The sequence below is a fragment of the Agromyces sp. ISL-38 genome, assembly GCF_018613935.1.
Taxonomy (GTDB): Bacteria; Actinomycetota; Actinomycetes; order Actinomycetales; family Microbacteriaceae; genus Agromyces.
The window spans coordinates 33,100-53,166 of the sequence record NZ_JAGGPF010000013.1 but is presented as its reverse complement, the minus strand read 5'-3'; the positions used below and the strand labels follow the sequence as shown (position 1 = coordinate 53,166).

Sequence of the window (20,067 nt, the reverse complement as noted above, 5' to 3'; positions counted from 1 at the left end):
TCATGCGCACATCGATCGTCATGCCCGGGAATGGACCCGGGCGCTCAAGGAGGAGAATTGCGATCTCACAGCTGGCCGCGCACGTCGGCCGAAATCTCGAACCCGCGGAAGCGGGCCACCCGCAGCGGGCTGGCAGTGATCGGCGTCGTCACGATGCTGGGCCTCGCCGCCTGCGCCGCACCGGATGCCGCAGGCAGCAGTGAGGCGGAGGGCGAAGCGGTAACCCTCGACTCCGTCAACCTCATCGCTCCGGCCGACCCGGGCGGCGGCTGGGACCAGACCGCCCGTTCGATGTCGCAGGTGCTGACCGACGAGGACATCGTCGGCTCCGCGCCGGTGGAGAACATCGGCGGCGCGGGCGGCACGGTCGGCCTCGCGGCGCTCGCGAACGAGAAGAACGCGGCCACCTTGATGGTCACCGGACTCGTCATGGTCGGCGCGGTCGAGACGAACGCCTCCGAGGCGCGAATCGAGGACACGACGCCGATCGCGAAGCTCACCGAGGAGGCACTCGTGCTCGTCGTGCCGGCGTCGTCGCCGTACAAGAGCGCCGAGGACCTCGTCGACGCGATCGTCGAGGACGGCGCGGCCATCTCGGTCACCGGCGGTTCAGCGGGCGGCGCCGACCACATCCTCGCGGGCATGCTGCTCACCGAGGCGGGCGTCGACCCGGCCGACATCCCGTCGACGCTCAATTACATCCCGAACTCCGGTGGTGGCGAGGCCGTCACGATGCTCCTCGGCAACACCGTGCAGGCCGGCATCTCAGGTGTCGGCGAGTTCGTCGAGCAGATCGAGGCCGGCGAGCTGCGAGCCCTCGCGGTCTCCTCGCCCGAGCCCGTCGAGCTCCTGCCCGACACACCGACGCTCATCGACGAGGGATACGACGTCCAACTCACGAACTGGCGCGGCCTCGTGGCACCCGGCGGCATCGACGAGGCGGAGGCCGAGGCGCTGCGCGCACTCGTCACCGACCTGCACGACTCGGCGGGCTGGAAGGCGACGCTCGAGGAGAAGGGCTGGGCCGACGCCTTCCTCGTCGGCGACGAGTTCCAGTCGTTCCTCGACGGCAACATCGCCGAGGTGACGCAAACCCTGCAGACGATCGGCCTGGTCGCACCGTGACCGACGCCGCTCAGGCCTCCCTCGGCGCGACCGCGCCGGGGGAGGCCCCCTCCACCCGCCGGCCGCGCGCCCCGATCGGCGAGTTCGCGTTCGCCGCGGTGTGCGCGGCGCTCGGCGTGTACGCGATCGTCGGCGCCGGGTTCATCCGCGTGCCGCCGGGCTCGGCGAGCGTGCTCGGGCCCCGCGTCTTCCCGTATGCCGTCGGGGTGCTGCTCGTCGCGGCATCCATCGCCGTCATCGTGCAGGTCGCCCGCGGTCGTCGCGGCGTGCCGGATGACGGCGAGGACATCGATCCGGATGCCCCGACCGACTGGCTCACCGTCGGGAAGCTCATCGTGTGCTTCCTCTCGCAACTCGTGCTCATCGAGCTCGCCGGCTGGCCCATCGCGGTCGCCGTGCTCTTCGCCGGGGCCGCCTGGTCGCTCGGCGCGAAGCGCTGGTGGGTCGCGCTCGGCGTCGGCCTCGGCCTCGGGCTCGTGACGCAACTCGTCTTCGGTGTCTGGCTCGGGCTCTCGCTGCCCGCCGGCCCGCTCCTCGACTGGATCTCGATCTTCCATGGATAGTCTCACCGCACTGCTCGAGGGCTTCGCGACAGCGCTGCAGCCCCAGTACCTCCTCTACGCGCTCTTCGGCGTCTTCATCGGCACCGCCGTCGGCGTGCTGCCCGGCATCGGCCCCGCGATGACCGTGGCGCTCCTGCTCCCGCTCACCTACTCGCTCGATCCGACGGGCGCGCTCATCGTGTTCGCCGGCATCTACTACGGCGGCATGTACGGCGGCTCGACGACCTCGATCCTCTTGAACACGCCGGGGGAGTCCTCGTCGATCGTGACGGCCCTCGAAGGGAACCGGATGGCGAAGGCCGGGAGGGGCGCCGCGGCGCTCGCGACCGCGGCGATCGGTTCATTCGTCGCCGGCACCGCCGCGACGCTCGCCCTCACGTTCCTCGCGCCGGGCATCGCGAAGCTCGCGGTGCAACTCGGCCCCGCCGACTACTTCGCCCTCATCGTCGTCGCGTTCCTCACCGTCGGCGCGCTCCTCGGCTCGAGCGTGCCACGTGGCCTCGTCTCGCTGGGGCTCGGACTGCTGCTCGGCCTCGTCGGCACCGAGGTGCTCTCGGGCCAGCAGCGCTACACCTTCGGCATCCCGAGCCTCGCCGACGGCATCGACGTCGTCATCATCGCAGTGGGCCTCTTCGCGCTCGGCGAGACGCTCTACGTCGCATCCCGACTTCGTCACGGTCCGGTGCGCATCATCCCGGTCGGCGGTGGCTGGCGCACCTGGATGACTCGCAGCGACTGGGCGCGCTCGTGGCGGCCGTGGCTGCGCGGCACCGCGATCGGCTTCCCGATCGGCACGATCCCCGCCGGCGGAGCGGATGTCGCGACGTTCCTCTCCTACGCGGCCGAGCGCAAGCTCGCCCGCGGCGGCGCCAAGGCCGAGTTCGGTCGGGGCGCCATCGAGGGCGTCGCCGGGCCCGAGGCCGCGAACAATGCGGCGGCGGCGGGCGTGCTCGTGCCGCTGCTCACCCTGGGGCTGCCGACGACGGCGACCGCGGCGATCATCATCTCCGCGTTCCAGTCGTACGGGATCCGGCCGGGGCCGATGCTCTTCGAGAACCAGTCCGGACTCGTCTGGGCGCTCATCGCGAGCCTCTACATCGGCAACGTCATGCTGCTCGTGCTGAACCTCCCGCTCGTGGGGATGTGGGTGAAGGTGCTCCGGATTCCGCGGCCCTACCTGTATGCAGGCATCCTCTCGTTCGCGGGGCTCGGCGCCTACGCGCTGCACTTCAATGTGTTCGACACGCTGACGCTGCTCGTCGTCGGGCTCGCGGGTTTCCTCATGCGGCAGTACGGCTATCCGGTCGCGCCGATGGTCGTCGGCGGCATCCTGGGGCCGATGGCCGAAGAGCAGTTGCGCAAGTCCATGGCCATCAGCCAGGGCGACCTCCTCTATCTCGTGCACAGTCCGTTCGCGATCACGGCGTACGTCACGCTCGCCGTGATCGTCGCGCTCGGCGTGTGGCTGAAGCGGCGCAAGGCGCGGTACGAGGCGGCCCCGACGCTCGTGCCCACCGGCGCGATCGCCGCCGTCGATGAGCGCGAGCCCGAGAAATCCTGAGCCGAACAGAGACCGCGGGCCCGAGGAATAGTCTTCGTGAACACCCTGTTACATGTGGCAGGTTCACACGGAAGGCCCAGTGTGCGACGCTAGATTAGAGACACGGGAAGTCAGAAGTGCCTGAGCTTCCCGTTCTGGTACCGGCGGAGTCGCAAGGCGGAGAGAAGGAGGTTCCGATGGTTCTGGTTCGACAAGAGATCGGCGATGTGCTGAGGGACTTCCGTCTGCAGAAGGGTCGCACCCTTCGGCAGGTGGCGAGCAAGGCAAGCGTTGCGCTCGGGTATCTGAGCGAGGTGGAGCGCGGTCAGAAAGAGGCCTCCTCCGAGATCCTCGCTTCGGTTGCCGATGCCCTCGACACGCCCATCTCCGTGATCATGCACGAGGTCGGAGACCGCATTGCGGTTCTCGAAGGCCTCTCGGTGGTGCCTGACAGCCTGCCCGACGAGCTCGTTGCCGAGTTCGACGCAGACATGATGGTCCGCTGACCCATTTCGTTCCCACGCATCGGCCGGTCCTCGGACCGGCCGATTGCATGTCCGGAGGCGTCCGATGAAGCTGAGCGAGTTCCAGATCGCCGTCGACGAGGAGTTCGGGCCGGGCTATGCCGGCGTGCTCGTGAACGACCTGGTGCTCGCGCCGCTCGACGGCCGCACGGCCCGCGAGGCGCTCGCCGACGGCGTCGACCCGCGCTCGGTGTGGCTCGCCCTCTGCGATGCAGCCGACGTGCCGCCTGCTCGGCGACACGGCGTCGGCCGGCGGCGCCAGCCGGGCTCGCACCACGCTCGCGACGCCGGCTGACGCTCGCCTGATCGCTGGATGCAGATCGTCCCTGCTGCTGCAGATCGTCCCGAAGACGTGTTCGACACGCGGATGATCCTTCGAACATCCGTTCGGTTCCTGCGTTAGGCTCCTCAACAGCAGGAGGAACGGCGTTTCCCTCCACATTCCCGTCGAACAGGGCGTCGGATGTCGGTGGTCGGCCATACGGTCGAAGCGTCGGAACACACCGCAACCGCCTTGTCGCGAGACGCCGCGGGTCACGGCCCGCAACGTGGAACGACAGCCTAGAGGCAGCAACGTCGAGCATCAAAGGAGCCAGCAATGCCATCAGCAGCAGATCGCGAGAAAGCACTCGAGACCGCGCTCGCACAGATCGACCGCCAGTTCGGCAAAGGGTCGGTCATGCGGCTCGGCAGCGAAGACCGGGCTCCTGTGGAGGTCATCCCAACGGGATCGATCGCCCTCGACGTCGCCCTCGGCGTCGGCGGCCTCCCTCGCGGCCGAATCATCGAGATCTACGGCCCCGAGTCATCGGGCAAGACCACGCTCACGCTCCACGCCATCGCCAACGCGCAGCGCGCGGGCGGCATCGCGGCGTTCGTCGATGCCGAGCACGCGCTCGACCCCGACTACGCCAAGAAGCTGGGCGTCGACATCGACGCCCTCCTGGTCTCCCAGCCCGACACGGGCGAGCAGGCGCTCGAGATCGCCGACATGCTCGTGCGTTCGGGCTCGATCGACCTGATCGTCATCGACTCCGTCGCGGCCCTCGTGCCGCGAGCCGAGATCGAGGGTGAGATGGGCGACTCGCACGTCGGTCTCCAGGCCCGGCTCATGTCGCAAGCGCTCCGCAAGCTCACGGGTGGTCTCAACCAGACCAACACCACGATGATCTTCATCAACCAGCTCCGCGAGAAGATCGGCGTCTTCTTCGGAAGCCCCGAGACGACTGCGGGCGGTAAGGCGCTCAAGTTCTATGCTTCGGTGCGCCTCGACATCCGACGCATCGAGACGTTGAAAGACGGCACCGAGGCGGTCGGCAACCGCACGCGCGTCAAGGTCGTGAAGAACAAGATGGCTCCGCCCTTCAAGCAGGCCGAGTTCGACATCCTCTACGGCATCGGCATCTCGCGTGAGGGCAGCCTCATCGATTACGGCGTCGACCAGGGCATCGTGAAGAAGTCGGGTGCGTGGTACACGTACGACGGCGACCAGCTCGGCCAGGGCAAGGAGAACTCGCGCAACTTCCTCCTGCAGAATCCCGATATCGCCCTCGACATCGAGCGCAAGATCCTCACGAAGCTCGGCATCGGTGAGGGTGCCGGCGCCGCCGCTGCGGCTGAGAAGCCGTCGAATGTGGAGCCGATCGCGCCCAAGCTCGGACGCAAGGGCGCCTGACGCTGTTCTGTACGAAGACCGGGGAGAGGAGCGACACATGAGTGATGAGTCATCGGAGCACCTCGCCCCGGTCTCGTACCTGCCATGGGCGACGCCGGCGGGGGAGACTCCGCGAGCATCGCCCGAATCCCGAGCTGAGCCGGAGGAGTCCCGAGCTGAGCCCGAGGAGTCGCCGGCGACCGAAGTGCTGGCGGAGCGTCCCAAGCGCCGGGAGTTCGGAGGGCAGAGTCGACTCAGTCGGCGATCACGTCTTGCCGTCGTCGGCGACGAGGTCGAAGCCACAGAGTCCGGTGCCGAGCGCGATGAGCGCATCGACCGGCTCGTCGTGTCGCGACTCAGGCGGTCCGCGCTCTCGATCGCCGAAGTGCGATCGGTGCTCATCGAGCACGGCCTCGACGAAACAGAGGTCGAGGAGTGGATCGAGCGGTACGAGCGGCTCGGCTATCTCGATGATGCCCGGCTCGCCGAGCAGGTCGTGCACAGTCATGGAGCGCGTCGGGGCAAGGGGAGCGGCGCCATCATGCAAGAACTCGGCCGACGCGGCGTCGATCCGTCCGCGGCGCGCGCCGCCGTCGATGAGCTCGATCCCGAGGTGGAGCGCGAGAACGCCCACGCGGTCGCCGAGCGGCGCGCTCGTCAGCTCACCGGACTCGATCGCAAGACGGCCGAGCGCCGCCTCTCCGCGTTCCTGCAGCGGCGGGGTTACCCCGGCGACGTCGTGCGTGAGGCGGTGTCGTCCGCGCTCGCAGCCGCAGGCTCGTAAACTGGTGCGATCATGAGCACCCTTCACGAGGTCTCGCCCGCCGAGGCCACCGAGCCGGCACCCACGCCGCGAACCTATGAGGTTCGCACGTTCGGATGCCAGATGAACGTGCACGACTCCGAGCGACTCAGCGGCTCGCTTGAAGCCGCAGGCTATGTGCCCGCCAACGGCGCCGAGGCCGACATCGTGGTCATCAACACGTGCGCCGTCCGCGAGAACGCCGACAACAAGCTCTACGGCAACCTGGGCCATCTCGCGAGCGTCAAGCGCCGCCACGCCGGCATGCAGATCGCGGTGGGCGGCTGCCTCGCGCAGAAGGACAAGAACGTCATCCTCGAGAAGGCGCCGTGGGTCGACGTCGTCTTCGGCACGCACAACATGGGATCGCTGCCGAGCCTGCTCGAGCGTGCACGCCACAACGATGAGGCGCAGCTCGAGATCCTCGACTCGCTCGAGGTCTTCCCCTCCACGCTGCCGACGAAGCGCGACTCCACCTACAGCGGATGGGTGTCCATCTCCGTCGGCTGCAACAACACGTGCACCTTCTGCATCGTCCCGGCGCTGCGGGGCAAGGAGAAAGACCGGCGGCCCGGCGACATCCTCGCCGAAATCCAGGCCCTCGTCGACGACGGCGCGATCGAGGTCACGCTCCTCGGGCAGAACGTCAACTCCTACGGCGTCGAGTTCGGCGACCGGCAGGCGTTCGGCAAGCTGCTCCGCGCGGCCGGCGAGATCGACGGGCTCGAGCGCATCCGCTTCACGAGCCCGCACCCGGCCGCATTCACCGACGACGTCATCGACGCGATGGCCGACACTCCGGCCGTCATGCCCCAGCTTCACATGCCGCTGCAGTCGGGTTCTGATCGCATGCTCAAGGCAATGCGTCGCTCCTACCGCTCCGAGAAGTTCCTCGGCATCCTCGACCGCGTTCGCGCCCGTATCCCGAACGCCGCTATCTCCACCGACATCATCGTCGGCTTCCCCGGTGAGACCGAGGAGGACTTCCAAGAGACGCTGCGCGTCGTCGAAGCAGCGCGATTCGCCTCCGCGTTCACCTTCCAGTACTCCATCCGGCCGGGCACCCCCGCCGCGACGATGCCCGACCAGGTGCCGAAGGCGGTCGTCCAAGAGCGCTACGAGCGACTCATCGCGCTGCAGGAGCGCATCTCCTGGGACGAGAACCTGCGTGTCGTCGGTCGCCCCGTCGAGGTGCTCGTCGCCAACGGCGAAGGCAAGAAAGACGCCGAGACGCATCGCTTGAGCGGCCGCGCCGAAGACAGCCGGCTCGTGCACTTCGAAGTGCCATCTGGTTCCGAGCTCCCGCGTCCCGGCGACGTGGTCTCGGTCACGGTGACGCAAGCGGCGCCGTTCCACCTCCTCGCCGACTCCTTCGACGACGCCCCGCTCCGCATCCGCCGCACACGAGCCGGCGACGCGTGGGATCTCGCGCAAGCCGAGAGCTGTGGCGTTCCGGCGAGCCTCGCGGCATCCGCTGCCGGCCGTGTCTCGCTCGGTCTGCCGATGTTGCGCGCCCGTGGCACCGAGCCGCTCGTGGCTCCCGGTGTCGGCACCATGCCCATCTACGACCCCACCGACGCCGAACGCTGACGTGACCCTCATCGCGATCGTCGGCGCCACGGGCACCGGCAAGTCCGACTTCGCGCTCGACCTCGCCGAGGCGTTCGGCCGGGTCGGCCGCACAGCCGAAGTCGTGAACGCCGACGCGATGCAGCTCTATCGCGGCATGGACATCGGCACCGCCAAGCTGACCGAAGCCCAGCGACGAGGCGTGCCGCACCACCTCCTCGACGTGCTCGACGTCACCGAGGAGGCATCCGTCGCGGCCTACCAATCGAGCGCTCGCACCGTCATCGACGAGATCCTCGCGCGTGAGGGCGTTGCGCTGCTCGTGGGCGGCTCCGGACTCTACGTGTCGTCGGTGATCCACGACTTCCGGTTTCCGGGCACGGATGCCGCGCTGCGAGCCCGGCTCGAGCAGGAGCTCGCCGATCACGGGCCGGGTCTCCTGCACGCCCGCTTGCGTGCCATCGATGCCGAGACCGCCGCGAGCGTCGACGCGCAGAACGGCCGCCGCATCGTGCGCGCGCTCGAGGTGATCGAGCTCACGGGGGAGCCCAAGGCGGCGCGGCTGCCCGACGAGCCGGTCCCGTGGCGACAGCACCGCATCGTGCATCTGCGCAGCGACCGGGCGCGCCTCGTGCAGCGTCTCGACGCCCGCACGGCCGCCATGTGGGAAGACGGCCTCCTCGACGAGGTACGCGGGCTCATCCCGCAGGGCATCGAGCGGGGTGTGACCGCGCGCCAGGCCATTGGCTACGCGCAAGCCCTCGGCGAGCTGGGCGGGCGCCTCACTCGTGAGGAGGCGATCGACGAGACGCGGCAACTCACCCGCACCTACGCCCGTCGCCAGGTCTCCTGGTTCAAGCGGTACCGGCACGCAGAGACGATCGACGCCGACGACGTCGTGGCCCGAGGCGCGGAACTGGCCCGCCAGGCGGCCATAGACTGACGTCATGTCGTTCGATCTGCGGTTCACCAAGGGACAGGGCACGGGCAACGACTTCGTGCTCTTCAGCGATCCTGAGGGCGACACCGAGCTCACCCCGACCCAGATCGCCGCGGTCTGCGACCGTCGTTTCGGCGTGGGCGCCGACGGGGTCATCCGAGCCGTGCGCTCCCGCAACCTCGACGACGGCGCCTCGGCGCTTGCCGCCGACTCCGACGCGACCTGGTTCATGGACTACTGGAACGCCGACGGCAGCGTGTCCGAGATGTGCGGCAACGGCATCCGGGTCTTCACGAAGTACCTCCTCGACCAGGGCCTCGCGGAGCTGCACCCCGGAGCGTCCATCGCGATCGGCACGAGGGCGGGAGTGCGCACCGTCACGCCGAACCGCGCCGGATTCGAGGCCGACCTCGGTCGCTGGCGACTCGCGGGCGGTGAGCCACTCGTTCGCGCGAGGCATCTTCCCGTCGCTCGGCCCGGCATCGGCATCGACGTCGGCAATCCGCACGTCGTCGTGGCGCTCGCCGACGACGCCGAGCTCGACGGGCTCGATCTCGCCTACCAGCCGATCCTCGAACCGGTGCCCGAAGCGGGGGCCAACATCGAGTTCGTCGTGCCGGCCGAACCGCTCGTCGAAGACGGCGTCGGACGCATCCGAATGCGGGTGCACGAACGTGGATCGGGTGAGACGCTCTCGTGCGGCACCGGTGCGGTGGCTGCGGCACTCGCGGTGCGGCATTGGGCCGGTGCCGGCGCACCCGACGAATGGCGCGTGCAGGTGCCGGGCGGTGTGCTCGGCGTGCGCATGTTCGCGGGCGACGACGGCGAGCACGTCGCCTTGTCGGGCCCGGCCGAGCTCGTGTTCGACGGCGTGCTCAGCCTCGCGTGAGTTTCGGGCTCGTGCCCTGACCCGGCGCCGGGCCGCCCGGCGCGCTGACCGTGAGCACCCGGTATCCCTTCGAGAGCTCGGCGCGATCGACCTCGAAGCCTGCGGGCAGCGCCTCGTCGAGCCAGCGCTGCAGCGAGTCCGAGCCGAGGTTGCGTTGCACGACGAGCCACGCGATCGCGTCGGCGTCGAGTCGTGGCAGCCAGCGGAGCAGGAGCGCGTGCAGCTCTGTCTTGCCGACGCGGATCGGTGGATTCGACCAGATCGTGCCGAAGCGAATCGCGTCGGGAACATCGTCGGGCAGCGCGGCGTTGACATTGTGGAGGCCGAGGCGACGAGCGTTGCGTCGCACGAGATCGAGCGCCCGCTCATTCACGTCGACCGCCCAGACGGTCGCCTCAGGCGCCGTGAGGGCAAGCGTCAGCGCAATCGGACCCCAACCGCACCCGAGATCGAGCAGGTGCCCGTGCTGCGGGGGCTCGGGTACGGTTCCGAGCAGCACCCGGGTGCCGGCGTCGATGCGCTCGGGGCTGAAGACACCGCCCGCGGTCTCGAGTTCGACCTCTCGCCCCGCGAGTTGCACCCGGATCGTGCGGGGAGCGCGGCCGCTCCGCGGATTCGAGGAGAAATAGTGGTCCGAGGGCATACAGGGGAACCTATCGCAGCGATTGGAACTAGGGTTAACACAATGAATGAAGCCGAACACGACACCGTCGACGACGCCGTCGAGCGTGTGCTGAGAGGCGCAGCTTCCAAGGCCGGCGTCACGCGCTTCGGCGCACCAGCCGAAGCGCTGATGGCTCCCGGGTCGGATGACCCAGCCGCCGGCTCGACCGACGGCGAGCAGTACGAGCGCGAAGAGCGCGCCGCCCTTCGCCGCGTCAGCGGCCTCTCCACCGAGCTCGAAGACGTCACCGAGGTCGAGTACCGGCAGTTGCGGCTCGAGAACGTCGTGCTCATCGGCGTGTACGCGCAAGGTGCACAAGACGATGCCGAGAACTCCATGCGAGAGCTCGCCGCCCTGGCCGAGACGGCCGGCGCCCGGGTACTCGACGGGCTGCTGCAACGCCGTCCGAATCCCGACCCGAGCACGTACCTCGGCAGCGGCAAGGCCGAAGAGCTGCGACACGTCGTCGCCGCCCTCGGCGCAGACACGGTCATCGCCGACACCGAGCTCGCGCCCAGCCAGCGGCGTGCACTCGAAGACGTGGTGAAGGTCAAGGTCATCGACCGCACCGCCGTCATCCTCGACATCTTCAGCCAGCACGCGAAGAGCCGCGAGGGCAAGGCGCAAGTCGAGCTCGCGCAGCTCGAATACCTGCTTCCCCGCCTGCGCGGCTGGGGCGAGTCGATGTCGCGCCAGGCCGGTGGCCAGGTCGGCGGCGCCGGCGCGGGCATGGGCTCACGTGGCCCCGGTGAGACGAAGATCGAGCTCGATCGGCGTCGCATCCACACGCGCATGTCTCGCCTCCGCAAGCAGATCGTGGCCATGAAGCCCGCACGCGAGGCCAAGCGCGCGAACCGCAAGCGCAACGCGGTGCCGTCCGTGGCGATCGCCGGATACACGAACGCCGGCAAGTCGAGCCTGCTCAACCGCATCACGGGCGCGGGCGTGCTCGTCGAGAACGCCCTCTTCGCCACGCTCGATGCCACGGTGCGCCGCAACACGACGGCTGATGGGCGGGTCTACACGATCGCCGACACCGTCGGATTCGTGCGCAACCTCCCGCACCAGCTCGTGGAGGCGTTCCGTTCGACGCTCGAAGAGGTCGCCGCCGCCGACCTGATCGTGCATGTCGTCGATGCGGCTCACCCCGACCCGGCCGGCCAGATCACCACGGTGCGCGAAGTCATCGGTGAACTCGGCGCTCGCGACATCCGTGAACTCATCGTCTTCAACAAGGCCGACCTCGTGTCGCCTGAAGATCGACTGGTGCTTCGCGGCCTCGAGCCCGATGCGATCTTCGCCTCCGCCCGCACGGGCGAGGGCGTGCGCGATGTGCTCGCGGCGATCGCGCGGATGTTGCCCGACCCTGCGGTGGAGATCGACCTGCTTGTGCCGTACGACCGCGGCGACATCGTGTCGACCCTGCACGAGACCGGTCGTGTGCTCTCGGTCGAGTACAACGAGGAGGGCACGCGCATCCGCGCGCTCGCATCGCCTGAGCAGGCGGCCCAGCTCACCGAGTTCACTGCAGCGCCCGTCGTCGCCTGATTCGCGTCACGTCACGTCATTTACGCGCGGGCATCGCCGCGGAGGCGTATCGTCGCTCTTGATCGTCGGCGAGCGGCCGGATGCCGCCTCGCCTGGAGCGACCGCCGAGCCCGGCACCCGCCCGCGAGACCCACCCGCCGTTCGGCCGGGGGAGCGCGGCATGCCGTGCCTCCGCCGTCGAGGCATGCCACGCAGGAGCACCATGGCAGAGACCGGATCCGCCCCCGAGGGCGCGGACTGTCGGCCTCGACCGCCGATCTCGTTCGAGCTGTTCCCACCCCGAACGGATGCTGCGGCGCTCGCCCTCGGTCGCACGATCGACCGCCTCGCCGAGGCTGATCCCGCGTTCATCTCCGTGACCTTCGGCGCGGGCGGCACCTCTCGCGACCGCTCGCTCACGGTGCTCCGCTACCTGCTCGCGCACACGAACGTCGAGCCGATGGCGCACCTCACGTGCGTCGGTTCCTCGCACGCCGAGGCGAACCGGCTGGTGCGCGAGTTCCTCGATGCAGGGGTCACGAGCTTTCTCGCGCTCCGCGGCGATCCGCCGGTCGGCGCCGACGCCGACCCCGACGCCGGAATCGGTGATCTCGCGAGCGCTGCCGAACTCGTGCAACTCATCCACCGCGTGCAGGAAGAGCGTGAGCCTTTCACGCAGGTCGGCATGCCCGGCATGCCGGGCGCTTCTCGCATCCGGGAGCGTGCCCGCCCCGAGCGAGTCGCGGTGGCGGCGTTCCCGACGGGGCATCCGCGATCCCGGGGTATCGCCCACGACGTCGACGTTCTGCTTTCGAAAGAGATCTCGGGGGCGAATCTCGCGATCACCCAGCTCTTCTGGCGTGCCGACGACTACCTCACGTTCGTCGACCGTGCTCGCGCGGGCGGCGTCACGATTCCGATCGTCCCGGGCATCATGCCCGTCACCACGCCGGCCCGGCTCGCGCGACTCACCGAACTCACGGGAGTCGAGCCGCCGGCCGAACTCGCCATCGACCTCGAGATCGAACCGGATGCCGCGGCGCAAGCCGAGCTCGGCATCACCTTCGCCGCCCGGCTCGCCGCTGCAGTGCTCGAGGGCGGCGCACCCGGCCTTCACCTGTACACCTACAACCGCCACGAGGTCGTGCTCGACGTGCTCGACCGGCTCGACCTTCGCAATCCCGACCAGCTCGTCAACGAGAGGAACACCACGCAACGATGACTGCATACGCCTTCCCCACGGGAACCATCCTCGGATATCCGCGAATCGGGCGGCGCCGCGAGCTGAAGCGCGCCGTCGAGGCCTTCTGGGCCGGCTCGATCCACGCCGACGAACTCGAGCAGCGCTCGTTCGAACTCCGCGCGGCCACTCGCGAGCGCCTCGCCGCACTCGGACTCGGCCGCGACGACTCCTCGATCCCCGAGTCGTTCTCCTACTACGACCAGGTGCTCGACGCCGCGGTCGCGGTCGGCGCGGTTCCCGAGCGGTTCCGCCACCTGCTGGCCGCCGACGGCAGCGTCGATCTCGCCACCTACTTCACGATCGCTCGTGGTGTGGGCGATGACGCACCGCTCGAGATGACGAAGTGGTTCGACTCGAACTACCACTACCTCGTGCCCGAGGTCGGGCCCGACACCGATTTCGCCCTGCACGCCGAGCGCATCCTGGGCGAGTTCGCCGAGGCGCGGGCGGCCGGATTCCTCACGCGGCCCGTCGTCGTCGGCCCGGTCACCTTCCTCCTCCTCGCGAAGCCCGCCGATGGCGCGCCCGACGGCTTCCGGCCGATCGACCGGCTCGGCGACCTCGTGCCGGTATACGCCGAGCTCCTCGAGGAACTCGCCGAGGCGGGGGCCGAGTGGGTGCAGTTCGACGAGCCGGCGCTCGTGAGCGAGAGCATCGACGAGCCGCGCGATCGAGTGATCGACGCGATCGGCGCCGCCTACGACGCGCTCGGCGCCGCCGGACCTCGCCCCGCGATCTTCGTGGCCGCGCCCTACGGCGCTCTCGACGAGGCGCTGCCGGCCCTCGCGGCGACGCCGGTCGAGGCGATCGGATTCGACCTCGTGCGCGGCTCGCTGCCCGAGCAGCTCGACCCGGCCACGAGCGAGTCGCTCGCCGCGAAGACGCTCGTGGCTGGCGTCATCGACGGGCACAACATCTGGCGCGGCGACCTCGCAGCGGCATTCGAACGTGCCGAGGCGCTGCGCGCCTTCTCCGGTGCCGTCGCCGTCTCGAGCTCGACCTCGCTCCTGCACGTGCCCCACGATGTCGACGACGAGACCGAGCTCGATGCGCGTCTCGTCGGCTGGCTCGCGTTCGCCGACCAGAAGGTGGCGCAGGTCGCCGTGCTCGCGCGCGGGCTCGTCGAGGGTCGCGCGGCGATCGAGGAGGAGCTTGCAGCGGCATCCGCGGCCCTCGCCGATCGCAGCACGGCACCGGGCGTGCGCGTGCCGACCGTGCGCGACCGTCTCGCGGCACTCGCCGACGGGGACTTCTCCCGCGCCGCCTACGCCGAGCGCGTCGCCGCCCAGGAGGCGCTCGCGCTTCCCGAGCTGCCGACCACGACGATCGGCTCATTCCCGCAGACGACCGACATCCGTCGCGCCCGCGCAGGCCTCCTGAACGGCTCGCTCTCCGACGACGAGTACCGCGCGCTCATGCGCGAGGAGATCGAACGCGTCGTGCGCCTGCAGGAGGAGATCGGGCTCGATGTGCTGGTGCACGGCGAGCCCGAGCGCAACGACATGGTGCAGTACTTCGCCGAGCTGCTCGACGGCTTCGCCGTCACGAAGCACGGCTGGGTGCAGTCGTACGGCTCGCGGTGCACGCGTCCGTCGATCCTCTGGGGCGACGTGTCGCGGCCTGCGCCCATGACGGTCGAGTGGTCGACTTATGCGCAGTCGCTCACCGAGAAGCCCGTGAAGGGCATGCTCACCGGTCCGGTGACGATCCTCGCGTGGTCGTTCGTGCGCGACGACCAGCCGCTCGGCGACACCGCCAGGCAGGTCGCACTCGCCCTTCGCGATGAGATCGCCGACCTCGAGGGCGCGGGCATCCGCGTCATCCAGGTCGACGAGCCCGCGCTGCGCGAACTGCTTCCGCTGAAGCGTCGTGACCAGACGACCTACCTCGACTGGTCGGTGGGCTCGTTCCGGCTCGCAACGGGCGGCGCGGCATCCGCGACCCAGGTGCACACGCACCTCTGCTACTCGGAGTTCGGCGTCGTGATCGATGCGATCCGCAACCTCGACGCGGATGTCACGAGCATCGAGGCGGCCCGCAGCCGCATGGAGGTGGTCGACGACCTCGCGACGAGCGGGTTCGACCACGGCATCGGCCCGGGCGTCTACGACATCCACTCACCGCGAGTGCCGAGCGCCGCCGAGGTGCAGACGCTCCTCGAGCGGGCGGTCGCCGAGATCCCGGCGTCGCGACTCTGGGTGAACCCCGACTGCGGCCTGAAGACCCGTGGCTACGCCGAGACGGTCGAGTCGCTCGAGCACATCCTCGAAGCGACCCGCGCCGTTCGGGCTCGCCTCGCGGCTCCGGCGCTCGTCGAATAGCACTGCAGCGCAGGCAGGGCAGGGCGGATGCCGCGAGACCGGCACCCGCCCTGTTCGCCTGTGCCGCCCTGCCCACGATTCCGCGTCGCACTCGGCGGTTCCCCATCCGATGCAGGGCGGGCGTACAGGAGCGCCGCCTATGGTCGGCCCATGCAACTGGCGGTTCGGGAATCAGGCGGCGGCGCCCGGACCGCGGTCCTCATCCACGGCATCATGTCGGACTCGCGGGCGTGGCACCGCGTCACCGCCGAACTCGAGTCGCACGACTTCCGAGTTCTCGCGGTCGACCTCGCCGGGCACGGCCGTAGCCCCCGGGCACGTCGCTATTCGCCCGCCGCGTGGGCGGACGACGTGGTCGAGACGCTCGCGCCGCTGCTCGATGGGCCGCCCGATCTCGTCATGGGACACTCGCTCGGCGCGCTCGTCGCGAGTCTCGTCGCCGACGAGCTGGCACCGCGCGCCGCCGTCTACGTCGACCCCGCCTTCTCGTTCCCGCGCGGCATCCGCGGCGTCGCCTACAAGCTCGCCTTCGCGATCGCGCCGAGGCCGCCGCGCTCGGCGCTGGTACGGATGAACCCGAAGTGGAGCGCGGTGGACGTGGACATCGAGCTCGCGACGCTGCGCGATTGGGACAAGCGCACGATCCTCGGCTTCGCCGACACTCGGCCACTCGTGCCGCCGGTGCGGCTCGTCGCCCCGACGCTCGTGGTGCTCGCAGAGAAGAGCCTGCTCATCACCGCGAAGGTCGCCGCGCAGTTGCGGCACCAGGGCATGACCGTGAAGACACTGCGCGGCACCGGCCACACGGTCTTCCGCGACGATCACGGCGGGTTCATGGACGCGGTCGTCGCCTGGTTGCGGGGCATCGCGCCGCTCGCGCCGCGTGCGGTGAACGAGGTCGCCTTGGTGTGCGCCGAGGCCTAGCGCGCTCGACTCGGCTCAGACCGCGCGGAGCACGGCCACGATCTTGCCGAGCACTTCGGCGTGGTCTCCGACGATCGGCTCGAACGCGCTGTTGCGAGGGAGCAGCCACGTGTGGCCGTCGCGCTGGCGGAAAACCTTCACCGTGGCCTCGCCGTCGAGCATCGCAGCGACGATCTCGCCGTTCTCGGCGGTGCGCTGCGAACGCACCACCACCCAGTCGCCGTCGCAGATGGCCGCGTCGATCATCGAGTCGCCGACGACCTTGAGGATGAAGAGCTCGCCCTTGCCGACGAGTTGGCGGGGGAGCGGGAAGATCTCGTCGATCTGCTGCTCGGCCATGATCGGTACACCAGCCGCGATGCGGCCGACGAGCGGCACCATGGCGGCATCCCCGACGGGCGCCGGCTCATATTCGGACGGCGCTCGCGACTCGGAGTCGGGCACCTCGATGAGCACCTCGAGGGCGCGCGGACGATTGGGATCGCGACGCAGGTAGCCGGCGAGCTCGAGCTGGTTGAGCTGGTGGGTGACACTCGAGAGCGAGGAGAGGCCGACGGCATCGCCGATCTCGCGCATGCTCGGCGGATAGCCGCGGCTCGATACGGATCGCTGGATCATCTCGAGGATGGCGACCTGCTTCGCGCTCAAGCTCTTGCGGCGGCGCGCCCTTCCGGAATCGCGCACGTCGTCGATGTCGGTGCTCAACGTCTCCGCCCCTCGTTGCGGCCGCGCAGCGACCGGATGTCGGTGGTACCTGATCGACTGTGGTCGAACATTCGAAACTGTATCCGCCTTACGCGGGTGCGGCAAACATTCGTTCGAGTGTGTCGCGGTATTCGCGGGCGATTATTTCTCCCGCGTGGGTGCTTGCGGCATCCGACATTCGAAGATACATTCGGAACAGAGATTCGCATCCGGCCCTCCCGGCCGAGGGCCGGATGCGTCTCCCACAGGAGGTGTGAGATGAGTGCAACGATCGTGACGACCGGATTCAGCACGGCGGCATTGCCGCGGCAGGGCGCCCCGTCGCCTGCCGGCGGGCAAGCGCACGCGCGACTTCGGCTCACTCGCCGTGGGCGCATCGTGTTCACCACCCTCGCTGCCGTTCCCGTCGTCGTCTGGGCATTGGCGACGATTCTCGGCGCCGGTGGTGCAGCCGCCGAAGTCGACGGCGCCGGAGCGATGTTCGAATACGTCACGATCGACCAGGGCGACTCGTTGTGGGCCATCGCCGAGTCGATCGCTCCCAACGGCGACCCGCGCGTCGTCATCGACGAGATCATCAGGCTCAACGGGCTCGACGGCGCGGTCGTCGAGCCGGGCCAGCGCCTCGCCCTCCCCATCGTGCGGTGACCGCTGGGCGGTGAAAATGGTCCGTGCCGCGTAGCTAGCATGGAACGGTGACGAGTCTCGACGAGCTCCCCATCCGTGACGACCTCCGCGGCAAGTCGCCGTACGGCGCTCCGCAGCAGACCGTGCCGGTCGCGCTCAACGTGAACGAGAACACGCATCCGATCCCTGAAGATGTCGCCCACGACATCATCGCCCGCGTCGCGGCGGCGATCCTGCGCTTGAACCGGTATCCCGATCGTGAGTTCACCGACCTCCGCCGGTCGCTGGCCGAGTACCTCGGTCACGGACTCGAAGCGGAGCAGATCTGGGCGGCGAACGGTTCGAACGAGGTCCTGCAGCACGTCCTCCAGGCCTACGGCGGGCCTGGGCGCGTGGCGCTCGGCTTCGCCCCGACGTATTCGATGTACGGGCTCCTCGCGTCCGGTACCGGCACGGGCTGGATCACGGCGCCGCGCGACGACGAGTTCGAGGTGAGCACCGAGACGGCGGTCAGGGCCGTGCAGGAGCACGATCCCGATGTCGTGCTCCTCTGCGCTCCGAACAACCCGACGGGCACGCCGCTCGCACTCGACACGATCCGAGCCGTGGCCGACGCGGCACGGGGCGTCGTCGTCGTCGACGAGGCGTACTTCGAGTTCGCAGAGCCCGGCACGCCGAGCGCCCTCACGCTGCTCGACGGCCGACCGCGCCTGCTCGTGTCTCGAACCATGAGCAAGGCGTTCGCGTTCGCCGGCGCCCGCGTCGGCTACCTGGCCGGCGACCCCGCCGCGATCGATGCGCTCCGGCTCGTGCGCCTGCCCTACCACCTCTCCTCGCTCACCCAGGCGGCCGCCCTCGGCGCACTGGCGCACTCGAGCGAGATGCTCGCGATGGTCGACGAGATCCGCGGCCAGCGCGAGCGCATCTCGACCGAGCTCTCCCGCCTCGGCTTCCACCCGTACCGCAGCGGTTCGAACTTCGTGCTCTTCGGCGGCGTCGACGAGCCGCACGCGGTGTTCGAGGCGCTGCTCGACCGCGGCATCCTGATCCGGGAGATCGGCATCCCGGGGCACTTGCGCGTGACCGCCGGCACCGAGCCCGAGACGAGTGCGTTCCTCGAGGCGATCGCGCTGTTCGCGCCCGAACGCCCGAATAGGATTGCGATATGACCCCTGCGAGCGCACCGCGCACCGCCCGTGTGCAACGCGAGACCAGCGAATCGAGCATCGATCTGTCGGTCGACCTCGACGGCACGGGGGTGAGCGACATCGAGACGAGCGTGCCGTTCTTCGACCACCTGCTCACCGCCTTCGCGAAGCACTCGCTCACCGACCTCACTGTGCGTGCCCGGGGCGACATCGAGATCGACGTGCACCACACGGTCGAAGACGTCGGCATCGTGCTCGGCCAGGCCATTCGGCAGGCGCTCGGTGACAAGCGCGGCATCTCGCGCTACGGCGACGCGCTCGTGCCGCTCGACGAGGCGCTCGCGCAAGCCGTCGTCGACATCTCGGGGCGACCGTACCTCGTGCACACGGGCGAGCCCGCGGGCTTCGAGTTCCACCTCATCGGAGGCCACTTCACGGGTTCGATGGTGCGCCACGTCTTCGAGGCCATCGCATTCAACGCCGCGCTCACGGTGCATGTGACGGTGCTGGGCGGCCGCGATCCCCACCACATCGCCGAGGCGGAGTTCAAGGCGTTCGCGCGTGCGTTCCGGCAGGCGAAGGCGCTCGATCCGCTCGTCGACGGCATCCCATCGACGAAGGGCGCGTTGTGACCCGCACCCCACGCGTCGTGGTGCTCGACTACGGGTCGGGCAACGTCCACTCCGCCGCGAAGGCGCTCGAGCGCGCCGGAGCCGAAGTCGAGCTCACGGCCGATCGCGCCGCGGCGCTCGAGGCCGACGGACTCGTGGTGCCGGGCGTCGGCGCGTTCAGCGCCGTGATGAACGCCCTGCGAGCTGTGCGCGGTGACGAGATCATCGACCGCCGCCTCGCTGGGGGGCGCCCGGTGCTCGGCATCTGCGTGGGAATGCAGGTGCTCTTCGAGCGCGGCGTCGAGCGCGGCGTCGACACCGAGGGCCTCGGCGAGTGGCCGGGAATCGTCACCGAGCTGCCGGCGCCGGTGCTCCCGCACATGGGCTGGAACACCGTCGAGCCCGATGAGGGATCGGCGCTCTTCGCGGGCCTCGAGGGCGAGCGGTTCTACTTCGTGCACTCGTTCGCCGCGCAGGAGTGGTTGCTCGACGTCCAGCCGCCATACCCGCAGCCGAAGCTGACCTGGTCGGAGCACGGCGGGCGCTTCCTCGCGGCCGTCGAGAACGGCCCGCTGTCGGCGACGCAGTTCCACCCCGAGAAGTCGTCGGATGCCGGCATCCGACTGCTCGGAAATTGGCTCGGCACGCTCGGCTGATGCCCACATGGCGCAGTTCGCGCCGCTCCGATCCA

20 protein-coding genes are annotated in these 20,067 nt (G+C 69.5%); 18 read left to right on the top strand and 2 right to left on the bottom strand.

The window, feature by feature from the left end; all coding sequences use genetic code 11:
* Positions 1-57 precede the first annotated feature (57 nt).
* The 10 genes from J7E25_RS15330 to dapF all read left to right on the top strand — a co-directional run bounded on the left by J7E25_RS15330 (position 58) and on the right by dapF (position 9,606).
* On the top strand, positions 58-1,125 hold the full coding sequence (locus tag J7E25_RS15330) for a tripartite tricarboxylate transporter substrate binding protein (RefSeq protein ID WP_251039165.1): 1,068 nt from the start codon (positions 58-60) through the stop codon (positions 1,123-1,125).
* A complete protein-coding gene (locus tag J7E25_RS15325) occupies positions 1,122-1,688 on the top strand; it encodes a tripartite tricarboxylate transporter TctB family protein (RefSeq protein ID WP_214871032.1) in 567 nt (188 codons plus the stop codon). The genes J7E25_RS15330 and J7E25_RS15325 overlap by 4 nt, the downstream gene beginning before the upstream one ends.
* Complete coding sequence (locus J7E25_RS15320) at positions 1,681-3,249, top strand: tripartite tricarboxylate transporter permease (RefSeq protein WP_214871031.1); 1,569 nt, start codon at positions 1,681-1,683, stop codon at positions 3,247-3,249. Before J7E25_RS15325 ends, J7E25_RS15320 begins: the two co-directional genes overlap by 8 nt.
* 176 nt (positions 3,250-3,425) lie before the next feature.
* Positions 3,426-3,734, top strand: a complete 309-nt coding sequence (locus J7E25_RS15315; protein ID WP_022893434.1) for a helix-turn-helix domain-containing protein — start codon at positions 3,426-3,428, stop codon at positions 3,732-3,734.
* A 64-nt stretch (positions 3,735-3,798) separates the two neighbouring features.
* Positions 3,799-4,047 (top strand): DUF3046 domain-containing protein, encoded by a 249-nt coding sequence (locus tag J7E25_RS15310; RefSeq protein ID WP_214871030.1) that lies wholly within the window; start codon positions 3,799-3,801, stop codon positions 4,045-4,047.
* 303 nt (positions 4,048-4,350) lie between these two features.
* Positions 4,351-5,427, top strand: a complete 1,077-nt coding sequence (gene recA, locus J7E25_RS15305) for a recombinase RecA (RefSeq protein WP_214871029.1) — start codon at positions 4,351-4,353, stop codon at positions 5,425-5,427.
* A gap of 37 nt (positions 5,428-5,464) precedes the next feature.
* Positions 5,465-6,190, top strand: a complete 726-nt coding sequence (locus tag J7E25_RS15300) for a regulatory protein RecX (RefSeq protein WP_214871028.1) — start codon at positions 5,465-5,467, stop codon at positions 6,188-6,190.
* A 12-nt stretch (positions 6,191-6,202) separates the two neighbouring features.
* The gene (gene miaB / locus J7E25_RS15295; protein WP_214871027.1) at positions 6,203-7,798 is read left to right on the top strand and encodes a tRNA (N6-isopentenyl adenosine(37)-C2)-methylthiotransferase MiaB; all 1,596 of its coding nucleotides are present in this window, start codon (positions 6,203-6,205) and stop codon (positions 7,796-7,798) included.
* Between the two features lies 1 nt (position 7,799).
* Positions 7,800-8,720, top strand: a complete 921-nt coding sequence (gene miaA, locus J7E25_RS15290) for a tRNA (adenosine(37)-N6)-dimethylallyltransferase MiaA (RefSeq protein ID WP_214871026.1) — start codon at positions 7,800-7,802, stop codon at positions 8,718-8,720.
* A gap of 4 nt (positions 8,721-8,724) precedes the next feature.
* Positions 8,725-9,606, top strand: coding sequence for a diaminopimelate epimerase (gene dapF / locus J7E25_RS15285; protein WP_214871025.1), 882 nt, complete (start codon positions 8,725-8,727; stop codon positions 9,604-9,606).
* Here the strand turns inward: dapF and J7E25_RS15280 are convergent.
* Positions 9,593-10,249, bottom strand: a complete 657-nt coding sequence (locus J7E25_RS15280) for a class I SAM-dependent methyltransferase (protein ID WP_214871024.1) — start codon at positions 10,247-10,249, stop codon at positions 9,593-9,595. The genes dapF and J7E25_RS15280 overlap by 14 nt on opposite strands.
* A 42-nt stretch (positions 10,250-10,291) precedes the next feature.
* On the opposite strand from J7E25_RS15280, the gene hflX reads away from it, so the two are divergent.
* The 4 genes from hflX to J7E25_RS15260 all read left to right on the top strand — a co-directional run bounded on the left by hflX (position 10,292) and on the right by J7E25_RS15260 (position 16,285).
* Entirely contained in the window at positions 10,292-11,818 is a 1,527-nt protein-coding gene (gene hflX, locus J7E25_RS15275; protein WP_214871023.1) for a GTPase HflX, read from the top strand.
* 202 nt (positions 11,819-12,020) lie between these two features.
* The gene (locus J7E25_RS15270; protein WP_214871022.1) at positions 12,021-13,019 is read left to right on the top strand and encodes a methylenetetrahydrofolate reductase; all 999 of its coding nucleotides are present in this window, start codon (positions 12,021-12,023) and stop codon (positions 13,017-13,019) included.
* Positions 13,016-15,361: a 5-methyltetrahydropteroyltriglutamate--homocysteine S-methyltransferase gene (metE, locus tag J7E25_RS15265; protein WP_214871021.1), complete on the top strand. Its 2,346-nt coding sequence runs from the start codon at positions 13,016-13,018 to the stop codon at positions 15,359-15,361. The genes J7E25_RS15270 and metE overlap by 4 nt, the downstream gene beginning before the upstream one ends.
* 150 nt (positions 15,362-15,511) lie before the next feature.
* A complete protein-coding gene (locus J7E25_RS15260; protein WP_214871020.1) occupies positions 15,512-16,285 on the top strand; it encodes an alpha/beta fold hydrolase in 774 nt (257 codons plus the stop codon).
* A gap of 15 nt (positions 16,286-16,300) precedes the next feature.
* On the opposite strand, the gene lexA is transcribed toward J7E25_RS15260, so the two are convergent.
* On the bottom strand, positions 16,301-16,978 hold the full coding sequence (gene lexA, locus J7E25_RS15255; protein WP_214871136.1) for a transcriptional repressor LexA: 678 nt from the start codon (positions 16,976-16,978) through the stop codon (positions 16,301-16,303).
* A gap of 270 nt (positions 16,979-17,248) precedes the next feature.
* Between lexA and J7E25_RS15250 the strand changes: the two genes are divergently transcribed.
* Genes J7E25_RS15250 through hisH form a run of 4 tightly spaced genes read left to right on the top strand, consistent with a single transcriptional unit; the run spans position 17,249 to position 20,032 of the window.
* On the top strand, positions 17,249-17,638 hold the full coding sequence (locus J7E25_RS15250) for a LysM peptidoglycan-binding domain-containing protein (protein WP_214871019.1): 390 nt from the start codon (positions 17,249-17,251) through the stop codon (positions 17,636-17,638).
* Positions 17,639-17,685: 47 nt separating this feature from the next.
* The gene (locus J7E25_RS15245; protein ID WP_214871018.1) at positions 17,686-18,786 is read left to right on the top strand and encodes a histidinol-phosphate transaminase; all 1,101 of its coding nucleotides are present in this window, start codon (positions 17,686-17,688) and stop codon (positions 18,784-18,786) included.
* The gene (hisB, locus tag J7E25_RS15240) at positions 18,783-19,397 is read left to right on the top strand and encodes an imidazoleglycerol-phosphate dehydratase HisB (protein WP_214871017.1); all 615 of its coding nucleotides are present in this window, start codon (positions 18,783-18,785) and stop codon (positions 19,395-19,397) included. The genes J7E25_RS15245 and hisB overlap by 4 nt, the downstream gene beginning before the upstream one ends.
* Entirely contained in the window at positions 19,394-20,032 is a 639-nt protein-coding gene (gene hisH / locus J7E25_RS15235) for an imidazole glycerol phosphate synthase subunit HisH (RefSeq protein ID WP_214871016.1), read from the top strand. The genes hisB and hisH overlap by 4 nt, the downstream gene beginning before the upstream one ends.
* The last annotated feature ends 35 nt before the right edge of the window (positions 20,033-20,067 follow it).